At 64.6% G+C, this 12,268-nt stretch carries 14 protein-coding genes; 4 read left to right on the top strand and 10 right to left on the bottom strand.

From position 1 onward, the window contains the following. From rpsJ to AAC997_RS04260, 3 genes are all read right to left on the bottom strand, one after another. Window positions 1-227: 30S ribosomal protein S10 (gene rpsJ, locus AAC997_RS04270; RefSeq protein WP_340644454.1), on the bottom strand; the 227-nt coding region annotated here is incomplete at its 3' end. A 316-nt stretch (window positions 228-543) separates the two neighbouring features. Beyond that, window positions 544-1,302 (bottom strand): hypothetical protein, encoded by a 759-nt coding sequence (locus AAC997_RS04265; protein ID WP_340644453.1) that lies wholly within the window; start codon window positions 1,300-1,302, stop codon window positions 544-546. Window positions 1,303-1,373: 71 nt separating this feature from the next. Next, window positions 1,374-2,204 (bottom strand): DUF2807 domain-containing protein, encoded by an 831-nt coding sequence (locus tag AAC997_RS04260; protein ID WP_340644452.1) that lies wholly within the window; start codon window positions 2,202-2,204, stop codon window positions 1,374-1,376. Between the two features lie 236 nt (window positions 2,205-2,440). Here AAC997_RS04260 and AAC997_RS04255 point away from each other — a divergent pair, with 236 nt between their 5' ends. The 3 genes from AAC997_RS04255 to AAC997_RS04245 all read left to right on the top strand — a co-directional run bounded on the left by AAC997_RS04255 (window position 2,441) and on the right by AAC997_RS04245 (window position 5,192). Beyond that, the gene (locus tag AAC997_RS04255) at window positions 2,441-3,178 is read left to right on the top strand and encodes a hypothetical protein (RefSeq protein WP_340644451.1); all 738 of its coding nucleotides are present in this window, start codon (window positions 2,441-2,443) and stop codon (window positions 3,176-3,178) included. A 205-nt stretch (window positions 3,179-3,383) separates the two neighbouring features. After that, window positions 3,384-3,947, top strand: a complete 564-nt coding sequence (locus AAC997_RS04250; RefSeq protein ID WP_340644450.1) for a hypothetical protein — start codon at window positions 3,384-3,386, stop codon at window positions 3,945-3,947. A 204-nt stretch (window positions 3,948-4,151) separates the two neighbouring features. Continuing rightward, on the top strand, window positions 4,152-5,192 hold the full coding sequence (locus tag AAC997_RS04245) for a hypothetical protein (RefSeq protein ID WP_340644449.1): 1,041 nt from the start codon (window positions 4,152-4,154) through the stop codon (window positions 5,190-5,192). A gap of 101 nt (window positions 5,193-5,293) precedes the next feature. Here AAC997_RS04245 and AAC997_RS04240 read toward each other — a convergent pair whose 3' ends face one another. Next, window positions 5,294-6,091: a DNA adenine methylase gene (locus tag AAC997_RS04240; RefSeq protein ID WP_340644448.1), complete on the bottom strand. Its 798-nt coding sequence runs from the start codon at window positions 6,089-6,091 to the stop codon at window positions 5,294-5,296. Between the two features lie 148 nt (window positions 6,092-6,239). Here AAC997_RS04240 and AAC997_RS04235 point away from each other — a divergent pair, with 148 nt between their 5' ends. After that, complete coding sequence (locus AAC997_RS04235) at window positions 6,240-7,157, top strand: hypothetical protein (RefSeq protein WP_340644447.1); 918 nt, start codon at window positions 6,240-6,242, stop codon at window positions 7,155-7,157. A gap of 1 nt (window position 7,158) precedes the next feature. Here the strand turns inward: AAC997_RS04235 and AAC997_RS04230 are convergent, their stop codons facing one another. From AAC997_RS04230 to AAC997_RS04205, 6 genes are all read right to left on the bottom strand, one after another. Continuing rightward, window positions 7,159-7,389: a hypothetical protein gene (locus AAC997_RS04230; RefSeq protein ID WP_340644446.1), complete on the bottom strand. Its 231-nt coding sequence runs from the start codon at window positions 7,387-7,389 to the stop codon at window positions 7,159-7,161. After that, complete coding sequence (locus tag AAC997_RS04225; protein ID WP_340644445.1) at window positions 7,364-7,747, bottom strand: hypothetical protein; 384 nt, start codon at window positions 7,745-7,747, stop codon at window positions 7,364-7,366. The genes AAC997_RS04230 and AAC997_RS04225 overlap by 26 nt, the downstream gene beginning before the upstream one ends. A gap of 91 nt (window positions 7,748-7,838) precedes the next feature. After that, on the bottom strand, window positions 7,839-8,219 hold the full coding sequence (locus AAC997_RS04220; RefSeq protein WP_340644444.1) for a hypothetical protein: 381 nt from the start codon (window positions 8,217-8,219) through the stop codon (window positions 7,839-7,841). Next, a complete protein-coding gene (locus AAC997_RS04215) occupies window positions 8,216-8,602 on the bottom strand; it encodes a hypothetical protein (RefSeq protein ID WP_340644443.1) in 387 nt (128 codons plus the stop codon). Before AAC997_RS04215 ends, AAC997_RS04220 begins: the two co-directional genes overlap by 4 nt. Beyond that, complete coding sequence (locus tag AAC997_RS04210) at window positions 8,599-8,940, bottom strand: hypothetical protein (RefSeq protein ID WP_340644442.1); 342 nt, start codon at window positions 8,938-8,940, stop codon at window positions 8,599-8,601. Before AAC997_RS04210 ends, AAC997_RS04215 begins: the two co-directional genes overlap by 4 nt. 88 nt (window positions 8,941-9,028) lie before the next feature. Next, on the bottom strand, window positions 9,029-12,268 hold a 3,240-nt coding region (locus tag AAC997_RS04205; RefSeq protein ID WP_340644441.1), incomplete at its 5' end, for a hypothetical protein.

Below are 12,268 nucleotides of genomic sequence, written 5' to 3'. Positions count from 1 at the left end.
ATATCGAGCACGCGCTTATGCGTGCGGATTTCGAACTGCTCGCGCGACTTCTTGTCGATGTGCGGCGAACGGTTGACGGTGAATTTTTCGATGTGCGTCGGCAGGGGGATAGGCCCCCGCACGGTCGCGCCGGTGCGCTTAGCCGTATTGACGATCTCGCGCGTGGAATGATCCAGCACGCGGTGATCGAAGGCCTTGAGCCGGATGCGGATGTTCTGACGATCCATATCGCTCTTCAATTTCCCCTACAGACGACGTCCGTCCGCGTGACTTTGACCATTTCAAAGACCAACCCAAACGCCCCTCAAGAGAGACGCTCGTACGCGTAAGTCCGCTAAAAACGACATAGGCCCGCGCGAAAGAGTTCCGCGAGGGCCCCGCCCAGTTGCCTGATTTCTCAGACCACCGGGTCGTTCCGCGAACCGCGTCTGCGCTTCAAATCACTTCGAAGCGCACAGCCGATCCAACAGGAGGCGCGTCTATACGTGTGCGACTCGGCCTCGTCAAGGCCAGCAGCCGCCTCGGTTCAGGAAGTTTTGGAGGTCACTCTCGATAGCAGGACAGGCCGCTGCAGAACTTCTTGCCGGGGGGCCGTCCCCACTTCACGTCGCCATCTCCATCATAGGAGACGTTGGCTTGACCGGCCAGCAGCCGCACGGTGATCTTGCCCGATCCGTTCATCTTGGCGTTCAGGATCCCAGCGGTTCCGCGGTCGTCGATGCGGCCCGATCCGTTCATCACCAGGGTGGCGCTGGAGACCACTCCATTCCCCACCACAACGCTCCCGGCGCCGTCCACCGTCGCGGACAGCCTGCCGTCCACATGGCTGGCGATCACCTGGCCCGCCCCCGCCTGGGTGACGGTCAGACCGCGCGACAAGGGCCCGAGGCGCCAGGTCCCGCAGCCGGACGCATAGAGCTTCAGCGCCCTGCCCTCGCCGACCTGGCCATGGATTGCGCCCTTTGAGACGATCTCAGCCTCCAAGGGGACCCGCACCGTGAGGGTGGGAAGGTCCTTGAGGAGAATGGACTGGCCCCAGCGGCTCACACCGTTGGCTTGGCACGAATAGCCGAACAACCACGGGACATGTTGTTCGAGCCAGGAACTGGTCCCAGTGACCCGGGCGCTGCCCCCGGCCACAGGATGGATCGCCAGTCGAGCGTCGGCCTCCAGGGCCATATCCTGTCGAGCCTCCGGGATGACAATGACCCGGGCGGCCGGCGCCTCGACAGTGAGGACCGGTCGCGCGGCCGCCAGGGTCGGCAGGGCCAGAGCGATCGCGAGACTTGGGAGAACCTTCATGGCCTGATCAGGCCACACAAGATTACATCTGTAAATCCCTCAACTCGGAGCAGGGCCAGCCACGGATCAAGCTAGCCGATGCTGACACGACCTGAGCCGACGATGGCCTTGGAGACTTCGCCCGTGACGGCCTTCACATGTACATCGCCGGAGCCTGCGATCCTGGCCTTCAGGCTGCCTGCCTCGCCGCCGAACTCGACGTTGCCAGAGCCCGCAACGGACGTGTTCACCTCCGTGGCCTTACCGCCCCGCACGCTGACATCGCCGGAGCCGGCGATCTTCACGGTCAGCGGGCCGGAGATCGACGCGACGCTGACATCACCGGATCCGGCCACCGAGACCTCCAACGCGCCGTTGACGGCCTGGGTACGTACATCGCCTGACCCAGCGACCCGCAGCGCCGCTTCGCCAGAGACGCCCGTGTAGGTGTCGCCCGAACCCGCGACGTTGATGCTCATCTTCCCAGCCACGTTGCCGACCGTCCAGTCGCCGCAGCCGGCGTTGGAGAGTTCCAGGCTGGCGGTCTTGCCCACCGAGCCGAACACAGCCCCACCCGCCTCGACCTTGGCGTCCCTCGGCATCCGGACCACGATCTGGGGCATGTCGTCATAGGCGACGTCCCCGATACCGGCGACATAGACGCGGGCCTTGCCGCCTCCACCGTGGCAGTTCTTGATCTTTCGATCGAGATCGCCGTCCACGATGGTCTTGCCGCCCAGACTGCGCACGTGCAGGGGCAGGCTGGGGTTGGTCGTCAGGAACTCCACCCTGATATCCTGGCGGTCTTCGGGGATCACCACCACGCGGGCCACGGCGTCCCTCACCTCGACAGTGGCGGCGTTGGCTGCGCCCGCAATCAGGGCCAGGGCGGACACGGCGGTCACGACGGTCAGAAGACTCATGGCGGTCTCCTCCTCTTGTTGAGCAATCTTGAGGGAAACCTAGACGGCGACGCGGACCTGATCAGCTTAATTCGAGGTCACGTTATGGGAGCTCGCAGGGGTCCCATTGGGCGCTCAAGCTGCTCGCTTAGATCGCGTTGCTCCGAGTCGTGGCTCGTCCACAAGCAAAGGCGCCTCCGCCACTCACCAGGCGCAATCGCCTTTCAACCTAACTAAGGCGAAGCTAGGCTCCGCCCATGACCGAAGAAATCACTGCCGAAGAGCGCCTCGCGAACGAGCAATCACACCGCGCAGAGCCTGTTCCGTTTGTTGACTATCACGCGAACAACCGGCCTTGGCGCGTCCTGTTTCCCCCGGTCTATCGATACTTGCCTCAGCAGTACGTCGACGCTTTCTTCGAGAGGGGAGACATAATGCTCTCCAGCTTTGCGCAATTCGCTAAGCACCCCGACGAAGCGAGAGGTGACGTCAACGAGGGCACGGCCATTCTTCGGGCCATCGGCGGCGGCCGAGAGATGTGGGCGCTAACAAAGACCGGGCAGCATGCCTACGTGCTCTGTGGATCCCAAAGCCTCAGCAAAGATCTTATGTCGAAGTTCGACGGCTGCGATGCCTGCATTGAGATCACCAACGTCCCCGACTTCGCCCTGGAAATTTCTCGCCACCTTGTCGGCTTTAGGAATGGGATAAGCGGGCATTGCATCTATGGCGGCCGGTCGCTGGTTCGTCATATGCAAGGCGACCCGTTTCCATTGCCAGAAGGTGGTGGGAATGTGCCGATAGAGCAGCTTTTCCAAAGCGTGGCCGCCGCCGCTCAGCAGGAAGACCTGCTGCTCAAGGAGCGGCGCTTCTCCTATCAGGCCGAGCATCGATTGTTGTGGTTCGTTGATACCCCGCCAGACCACAACATTGTGGTGAAGGCTCCGAACGCTCGCGCCTTCTGCCGGCGCGTGGATCCCGCCGAGATCGTCTGAGGCCGTACACCGCGCACAACGCGCATTACCGGAAATGTGACCGCCCGCCAAATGGGCTGAATCACTGGGTGGTGTGGAAGAACGCGCGCGCGCACGCACGAGGCTGAGCGACCCCGCCTAGCCTGCAGCGCGAATCATCTGCGCCTGCGCCCTTTGCGACGTTCTCATATTGTTCTCATCGAAGTTCGGACTTAGGAGTCCGGCCATGGGCCGATCCTTCAATCATCAGTTCATGCCGACCTGGAGCGAGGACGCCGGCAGCCTGAAGGCCGAGGGCGCGACCGTCTTTGCGCTTTGCCAACTCGGGGGATGCCCGACCCGGACAGTCGATCTTGACCGGGTGATCGCCAAGCAGGGCCCCCGCTTCAGCTTCTGGGATCGCCGGCCCGCCTGCCCTAAGCCCGGGTGCGATGGATGGGTGACCTTCATGACCATTCGGCCGGGAGGATCCTGGCAGATCCAGATGAATGACGCCCCGCCCGGGGCGGCCGAGGTCCTGCACCAGCGCTGGAAAGCCAGCCTGCCGGCGGACGTCCGAGACAAGCTGCCCCTCGCTCCCATGCTCTCGGCGAGCGGCAAGTACCTGGTGCTGGCCTGCGGCGAGTGCGGCGTCGGCCCGGTCTACGCCGGCGCGGTCCAGGCGGCCGTCTGGCGCGGGATGTCCACCGACCAGGTGCTCGAGACGATGCGGGCGCAGTGTCGTGGGGCCGGATGCAGCCTGGCCGCCGACCTGGTCGACGGCGGCCTGGTGCCCGAAGACGATCGCTGACCGGGGCCAGAAACGCAGAAAGCCCCCCGGCCGGAGCCGGGGGGCAGTCGTGGAAGGATGCGAAGGGACCATTGAGCTGTCCGGAAGACCGAACACGGCCACTCTTCGGCACTCTGGTCGCGACAAAGGAAGCCGGCTTTGAAGTCGAATAGATCCGGTGCACCCGGCAGGAGGCAGAAGTCCCGCGCTGAACTAGAGCGGAGTATGGCCGATCACCTCAGCCTGCTCTCGTCGGCTGCCGATCATTTCGACAGCGGCGCATCGGCGGCGTACCTGCACCTTGCTGGCACCTTGCGCGTGCTGCTTTACGACAAGGCCGATCAGCCCTCCCTCTGCACCCAACTATCCCGCAAGACAGAGTTTCTCGACACCGCATATCCAGACCATCCGGCAAATTTGCTCGCCCACTGCGGGCTGACGGTCCTCCTTCAGAAGGACGGGTCGGCCGCATATGCAGCGCCCTTAAGCAAGGGACCCAATCCCGGGCGTATGCGCAAATTCGAACATTGGTGGAATACGCCCGTCATTCGCGACAACGCAGGCCGGGAGATGAGCCGTGCAAACTTGGTTCTGACGGCCGCCAACCAAGAAGCGATGCACGTTGATCCTGGTCTCGACGCAACCTACGCGGCGCTGAAGCATGACAACTCGCTTGGCTGGATCCATGTGAAAGACGGTGAGGAGAAGCCTCTTTCAGACGCGGAGCGTGTGGCAGTCAGGCAAGTGGCCCATGAAGTTCTCGCCACATTGATCGCTGACTACACGAAGGAGCCGAACTTCGACGGCGCAAGTGTAGTGGCCGAGAGTATTTTCTCCACGCTTACCCCAGAAGAGCTTGGGATTTCGCCGGAGGAAGTTGCGGCTTCGAAGTCGTCGCAGGTGAGGTTGCAAGTTACCGCAGGCCCGGGGGTGCAATCCCCCATCCGGGTTGCTTTGGCCGCCGATGGGGAGATCGAACTAATCGCGCCCATGGGCGCACAAGCCTATTGTTTGAGCTTCCACAGCGAGATTGCTGAACAACTAGGCTGTCATCTGTTGCAGGCTGCCGCCGCAAGTTCATCTGGACCCGAGGAAGTTCGCCCTCTTGGCCAAGTCCCTATGGCGATTTCCGCCTACCGGTTCGGCATCACTCCCGATCGACATCTCGAGATCCACTTCCGGACCCCGGGGGACGGAGTCATCAAGGTTGCACTGCCGTTCGAGCTTTCGTCTCAATTCATCGCCGGTATTGTGGCTCTTCCGTAGCGGAGAGAAACCGCCACAAGCGCGTTCCCCAAAACGGGAAATGCCCCCCCGGCCGAGATCGGGGAGCGTTTGTGCATTTTCATGCATGAATATGCATTCGATCAGGTCCGACTGATGATCAGCTCCCTGCCCTCGGTGGGCATGCCCGACACCTGGTAGGACAGGCGCACCGGCTCCCGCTCGAAGGCGGCGAAGATCTCCCGCGTCTCGGGCGTGTCGTTGAGGCTCAGTATGAACCGGCCCTGCAGCTGCTCGAGCATGCTGGCCATCTCCTCGAATTCTTCACGCCGGAAGAGGTCGGGGCCGTAGTCGGTCTCGCAGCCGTAGTACGGCGGATCCAGGTAGAAGAGCGTGTCGGGCCGGTCGTACCGGGTCAGGAACTTCTGCCAGGGCAGCCGCTCGATGATCACGCCGGCGAGCCGCTCGTGCAGGTCCTCGAGCATCGGCGCGACCTTGGTCACGTCGAAGCGGCCGGGATAGCCAGGTGCCACGCCGAAGCTGCCGCCGTTCACCAGGCCGCCGAAGACCGTCCTCTGCAGGTAGAGGAATCGGGCCGCGCGCTGCAGGTCGGTGAGCGTGTCCGGGTCGACCTGGCGCAGGCGCTCGAACTCGGCGCGCGAAGTGATCTGCCACTTCAGCATGTCCTGGAAGGCCACGTAGTGGACCTGCAGGATCCGGTAGAAGTTCGAGACCTCCCGGCTCCAGTCGTTGATCACCTCAGCCTTCGGCCTGGCCGTGCGGCGCAGGAAGACCCCGCCCATGCCGACGAAGGGCTCGGCATAGGTGGTGTGGGGGACGGCCTCGATCATGGCCGTGAGGCGCTTGGCCAGGTTTCGCTTGCCGCCGATGTAGGGCGCGACGGGGCGCACGGCCGTGACGGCCGTCAGGGTAGACTCCATGTGGGGACTCAATCTTTACGTGACCCCGCCGGGTGCACCGGTGGCGGGATCTGTGCGCGGCCGCGGCTGCGCCTGGGTGCGAGTGTCAGCTCGCGGCTCGAGGCGTTTCAGCGCCTCGGCCCCCGTCCAATAGCACGGGGGGATGGGGATGGCGGACGCCAAAAAGACACCCGAGCTCTCGAGCGCCTACTACTCTCACAAGAGAACGACGCTGCTCTATTCGGGCGGGCTGCTGCTCTTCAGCCTACCCGGCGTCACAGTCAAACTGACCAATTCGCTCGGATCCACCATCGAGGGGCTAAATCCCGCCTTCGCGCTTTTGGTGCTCGCGTTGGCGTCGACCTACTACTTCGTCAATTTCTGCCTCATCTGGACGACCGAGGCTGTTGCCTACTCCCGCGCCATGGACCTGGGTGAGAAGGACGTCGTCAAGTCGCTCGAACAGTTCATGGTCCAATATGCGACCATGGAAGAACGCCTTGGGCAGACTGCGGAGCTTGTCGTCACCGAGATGAACAACCCCGCGCTGATCGCAGCCATGGAGGCAGGGGTAGCATTCGACCAAAACAAGGTCGCCTCTGCAGTGCAAGAGCCCGTCGAGCGCTTCAAGGAACTCGCGCTAGCCTGGTCGAATGATCACATCCAGGAACAGATCCGCCAGCAACTCCATGCTCCCGAGACCCACCAGGTTCGCGACGCACTAGCGGGAGTCGTGTTTACGCCAGCCCCGGAGCCGCGCCACGAATACCTCGTCCTCGGGACTCAGATCCTGGATAACCTGCGTCGCCAGTGGGGGCCTTTGCAGACGACTGTCACCGAGCTGAACCGCGCTCGGCTCGACGCAAGCGGGAAGCTGGCCGGCATGGAAATGGCCCTCCGGGAAATGAACTCCGCCATGAAAGCGATCCGGAGCAACCTGTTGCTGGGGCCCCTACTGCGTCGCGCACTGCTGGTCGGCATGGATCTCGCAGCGCCGCTGCTCTTGTATGTGGTGGCGGGGGCGCACTTCATTGGTCACAATTGGTGGGTTGAGCTGCCTGACCTACCAACCATCCTTGGCTTCTAATCTACTGCCAGACCTTCCACCAAGGGCGGTTGCGCTCCGCGCGCAGGGCGATCCACTGATCGATCAGCTGGTGCTCGAGCTCCTGGGCCTGCACAGCCAGGTCGCGCTTGCCGTCGCAGACCAGGATCTGGGCGCCGCGCGTCCCGTAGCCGCCATCGAGGTCGGCCTGGGTCGGGTTGGGCGGCAGGCGGAAGAGGTCGCAGGGCCTAGTGGCTTCCGCCGGCGTCTCCACCCGAGGCGGGCCTGCAGCGGCCAAGCGAGGGCCGGAGCCGGCACAGCTCATCGTCGAGAGCGCGATGGCGATGAGCCCGGGCAGGATCCAGCGGGACGTCGGCATTGGGAGCTTCCTTGGCTTGGGCGGCGGCGATCGCCGCGGCTACGTCGGCGTCGCGCGCCTGGTGCACGGTGATGTCCAGCGCCTGGCCCATGGCCTGGGCGCCCTGGGCGCTCAGCCGGTGGGACTCAGCGGAGTCGACGGCGGCCTCGGTCTTGGGCCGCTCGCGCGCCTGGCCGGCCGAATACATGTGCCAGGACCAGGCGATGGCGGCCACGGTGGCCAGCGCCATGACCAGGTGGCGAAGGGTGAACATCCGACGCAGCTCCGCAGGAACAGCCAGCCGACGAGGACCTGGCCGAGGAGGATGGTTACGGCGCCCACCAGGACGCCGAGAACGAAGAGGGTCAGGCCACAACCACCAGGTCGCGCACGCCGCTCTTCCAGATCTGCTCGCGCAAATTCCGAAACAGGATGATGCAGCCGTGGCTGGCGTCGCCGGCGGCGTTGTCGCCGTGGATCCTGAAGAGCGACCGGCCCAGGGCATTGTGGCCGACGGGCTCGAGCAGGATGACGTAGGGGCCCAGCGCCGGGTGCTTCAGCCGCAGTCCGGTGATCTTCCAACGCCCACGCGGGATGGGCCCCTTGGAGACCACGCCCTCCATCGCTGGGTTGTTGCGGCCTGCGGCGAGGGTCTTGCCCGCGCCGGCGTAGCCGTAGCCCTTCAGGACATCGCCGAGGAACATCGCCCCGGTGGATTGGTGGTAGATCCAGGTGAGCTGGCTCAATGCAAAGACCTCCCGGTTCGAAGACCTCGATCACTGGCCCGGTTGCCGAGGTTCTGCAGGCCCACGCGCATTCTCGCCTCGATGCCGCCCGGCAGTTGCAGCGACGGCGCACGCTGGCGGTGCACATTCCAGAACAGGATCACAGCCGAGACCGCGATGCCGCTATAGACCCAGGCTTCGCGCACTGTGGCGTGCCCCCCACCCCACCAGATCGAGACCACGGCTGCGGCCATGGCGATCGACAGGATGGCCAGCGCCAGGACCACCAACATCGGTGCGGTGTGGAACTTGGCGACCGTCGGCTTCAGCAGCTCGGCCCGCAGGCCCAGGAAGATGCAGGCGACGCCGGCAGCGATCGCCGCCCAATGGTCGATGGCGGTCATTTCGGGATGTCTCCGAGCTTCTTGGCCAGGAAGCCGGCCAGAGCCTTGTAGGCGACCGGCAGGCTCACCCAGGCCGACGCCCCGATGACGAAACCCACGAGGTGGATCTCGCGCAGGGCTTCGACGGGAACGATGGCCACCAGGTGCGGCACGACCACCCATCCGAGGAGCGCGCCGGTGGCCAGGGCGAAAGCGATGTTGGTGAGGGCGCGCACCAGGTCCTCACGGCTGGGCGCCAGGCCGGACTGCAGCACGCCGTAGAGGGTGAAGAGGCCAAAGAGGCCAGTGCCCGCGAGCGTGGCCAGGAAACCGGCCATGCGGTCAGGTTCGGGGGCCATGGGCCCTCCTTCAGGTAAAATGTGGATTGAGGTGGGTTCCCGGGTCCGCCCCTCGGCCATGCGCACGTGTCGCAGCAGGGGTATACGCTTACGGATACAGGCTCTTCAGTAGCGCCCAGATCTGGTCTGCCGCCTGGTCATAGCCCTCGTTGGAGGGGTGAACGCCGTTGTTCTGACGGGCGATGGTTGCCGCCGTCCGGCTATTTGCGATGGCCGCTGCCGCACGAGGGAAGTTGTTCTCAGGGTCGATCCCAGTCGCGATAGGGCAATAGTAGATTCCCGAGGCTTCGCGGCCCGCGAACTGGGCGATGGCCTTGAGGTTCCAGCGGATGGCGTTCCGCTTTTGGCGTCGCCGGGTCTGGCCAACCCCATAGTTCATGCCGAACCCGTCCTGGTGACGCGCCGGCATGGGGCACCCGTTGATCAGGATCTTCATCGTCGGAACAACGGCATGAAGACTGACGATCATCTCCTCGGCGTGAATGAACGCCGCCGTGGCACGGTCGTCTGCATCGTTGTCAGTCGTAGCTGAGAAGACATCGTTGATCGCGAGGTGGGTGTCGAAGATATCCGACGGTGTCGAGACCCCCGAATGCGCGAGGTAGTAGGCGTAGTCGAACTTACCGGTCCCCGGATTGTAGAACTTGTTGGCCGCCTGGTCTGGTGCAGTAAGTGGCTGGTTCCAGCGTTGGAAAGACCAACCTCCCTGCCCTTCATGATAATTCGGGCCGGACCCAAGGGTCCCAAGCGCCGTGAGGCTGAGATGGCCGTCAGCCGCCGAAAGCGCCAGGAGCGTCTGGATCATGCGACCGGCGGCGACCCAGGAATCACCAAGCTGCGTGATGGTTTTCGAGACGTTCGTCGTGAGGGTCGGCGTGTAAATGACGCTCGTCGTTCCGCTGGCGAGCACGGTCGAGGTGCGCTTATCGCGAGCCGTCACCGTCATGACCGCGCCTGAGACAGCGCCGCCGATGGCGCCCGGGGTGCAAACCCAATCCTCGTCGCGTTGCTGACCCATAGTTAGGCCGCCCGCGCCGCCGAGCGAACTTGCGACGTCGACGTTCCAGTCAAGATCGGTGGCGTCCTCGGCGGTCAAGCCGTCGAGGTACAGGTGCGCTTCCTGTCCCTGCACCGTGTAGAGCTTTGGCGGGATCAGGAGAGTAGGAGGCGTCGCCGTAGGCGTAAGCGCCTGGACCGCCGCCGCGATTTTCGCGAGCGCGGCGACGCTGAAGGTGTAGCTGTTTGTCAGGCCAGACAGCATCGCATGGCTGACGTCGATAGCGCTGTCGCCGGTGTAGCGCCCCCAGTCCTGTGTGAGCGGGTCGTTCGAGTTCGCAGAATAGTAGGACCGGGGCGTCCCCAGGCGGTTCGGCATCGCGCCCGTTGGTTCATCCATATGGATCGGGGCGCCAGCGGCATCCACGCAATAGACCAGGACGCCGTACTCCGCAGTAAGATCGGCGTTGGTGAGCGTTTTGAACAGGCCGGTCGTCGGGTCCGTCAGCGGGATATATACGTCCGTGAAGCTGGTCGCCGTGGTGCTGACTACGACCTCGCCGACAGCGACCAGCGTCGCCGTTCCCTTGTGGGCGTCGCCAGAGGCCGCGGCGCGGACGACGACCTTGAACTTCTTGACCCCAGGACCTGCGGAAATGCTGCTGAGCCGGATAGCGTTGAAGCTAACCCCAGCGGGCGCAAGGATGTCCCCCCACCCATGGAAGACAGAAGTCCGCACGGAGGTCCCGCGACTCGCCGCGCGCAGGACGTCAGCCGCACCGGTATAGGCGGCGGCTGGATCTGCGGCCCACTCCGCCTTGTCCAATTGCGTTTGGAAGACCGCTTGCACCTGACCTTGCAGCGTTCCCGTGGGAACCCAACTATCGGCGCGGCCGGTGAGGAACACATGCTCAAGCCCGACCGCGACGTCCCCACTGCGATCCGACCAAGTTGCGATCTTCGGGTCGGTGAGGCTGCTGCCGCTCGACATGTAATAGCTGTCGGCAGCTTTATTGGCGAGCGCCCCAGTCGGCGGGTTCAGCGTAGCAGGGCTTCCGTCAACGGCGAGCGCATAGGCGCCGACGATGTACTCGGCTGAGAGGTCCGCGTCGGTGAGGGTCTTGAACGCGCCCGTCGTCGGGTCTCGCAGAGGGACCAGGATGTCGTCGTAGGACGTCACCAGGGGGTCAAGGTCGACAGAGCCGACCGCGACGACAGGGGCGCCGCCGACATGAGCGTTGCTGGCGCCCGCCCGGATGACGACGTTCAAGGTCGCCCAATTTTGCGCGGCGGGCGTATCGCTGCGACGGCGGACCTGGCGCACACGGATGGCGTTGAAGGTCACCCCGCCCGGCGTGCATTTTTGCGCCCAGCCGAAGAAGAGCGTGTTTCCGGGGTCCGAGCTACCAGCCGATACAGCCAGGACCGTGGATGTGGTCGCGTAGGACACCCGGCGCAGCATCGCCGCCTTAGCGCGGCGAACGTCGGACTCCAGTGCCACGATGCGGTTAGGCAATAGCGGGGTTGACGGGCCAAGCACCGGAAGGCTGGGGATCGTCGTTCCCGCACCGTGTCCCCAGAGGGCGTCGATATAGTAGTCGGACGTGTTCACCGTCTTGGTGAAATAGACGAGCAGCCGAACGGCGCCAGCCGGTCGCACGCTGGACCCGACAGCCCGCTTGGGCGTCGTCAGGTTCGTTGTCACTAGCGTCGCCCAAGAGGCAGCGGACCCAACGTTGCCGCCGATCCCGTCCTGCCAAATAAGGTTACAAGCGACCGACTGACCTAGCCCGGAAAGCTCGACGCCGAAGCGCATAGTCTCCCCGACCGCGATCCCCGCTTCGTCGGGGAACATGTAGAACCCCCGCGACCCGGTCGACGCCTGCAGCACCTTGAACGACCGACCGTCTGGGTAGTAGGGGGAGTCCACTCGCGCAGCGAGGCTGTCGAAGGCGGCAGATATGCGCTTCCGCCCCCCTAGATACGCCGTGGTCGAGTTCTGAATTTCGCGGAAGAACGGGTCAGGCCAGGGATTGAGCAGGCCCGCGCCTTGAGCGGCGGCTGCGGCGTTGGCGGCGGCATTGGTTTCAGAGACGGCGGCCGCGGCCGCCGACCCGACGGCGGCATCCTTCGCCGCCAGGATCGTCGCCCCCGCGTCCACCACAGTCTGCGCCGCGACAGCCTTGTCATTGGCCAGGCCCGCCGCAGCATTGGCGGCGTCTGCGGCGCCGTCGGCGCCATTCCGGGCTGTGTCGGCCAAGCCGGCTGCAGTGTTGGCCGCACCGGCCGCGTCGTTGGCAGCGCCGGCGGCGGCGGCGGCGGCGTCCCGGGC

The sequence above is a fragment of the Phenylobacterium sp. genome, assembly GCF_037968635.1.
In the GTDB taxonomy this organism is placed as follows: domain Bacteria; phylum Pseudomonadota; class Alphaproteobacteria; order Caulobacterales; family Caulobacteraceae; genus Phenylobacterium.
The sequence above is the reverse complement of the archived record's forward strand: the minus strand, read 5'-3'. Positions and strand labels throughout refer to the sequence as shown.

Excerpts from the sequence above, each read along its gene's own strand:
- AAC997_RS04265 (WP_340644453.1), bottom strand. The coding sequence starts at position 1,302 with ATGAAGGTTCTCCCAAGTCTCGCGATCGCTCTGGCCCTGCCGACCCTG.
- AAC997_RS04260 (WP_340644452.1), bottom strand. The coding sequence starts at position 2,204 with ATGAGTCTTCTGACCGTCGTGACCGCCGTGTCCGCCCTGGCCCTGATT.
- AAC997_RS04255 (WP_340644451.1), top strand. The coding sequence starts at position 2,441 with ATGACCGAAGAAATCACTGCCGAAGAGCGCCTCGCGAACGAGCAATCA.
- AAC997_RS04250 (WP_340644450.1), top strand. The coding sequence starts at position 3,384 with ATGGGCCGATCCTTCAATCATCAGTTCATGCCGACCTGGAGCGAGGAC.
- AAC997_RS04245 (WP_340644449.1), top strand. The coding sequence starts at position 4,152 with ATGGCCGATCACCTCAGCCTGCTCTCGTCGGCTGCCGATCATTTCGAC.
- AAC997_RS04240 (WP_340644448.1), bottom strand. The coding sequence starts at position 6,091 with ATGGAGTCTACCCTGACGGCCGTCACGGCCGTGCGCCCCGTCGCGCCC.
- AAC997_RS04235 (WP_340644447.1), top strand. The coding sequence starts at position 6,240 with ATGGCGGACGCCAAAAAGACACCCGAGCTCTCGAGCGCCTACTACTCT.
- AAC997_RS04225 (WP_340644445.1), bottom strand. The coding sequence starts at position 7,747 with ATGTTCACCCTTCGCCACCTGGTCATGGCGCTGGCCACCGTGGCCGCC.
- AAC997_RS04215 (WP_340644443.1), bottom strand. The coding sequence starts at position 8,602 with ATGACCGCCATCGACCATTGGGCGGCGATCGCTGCCGGCGTCGCCTGC.
- AAC997_RS04210 (WP_340644442.1), bottom strand. The coding sequence starts at position 8,940 with ATGGCCCCCGAACCTGACCGCATGGCCGGTTTCCTGGCCACGCTCGCG.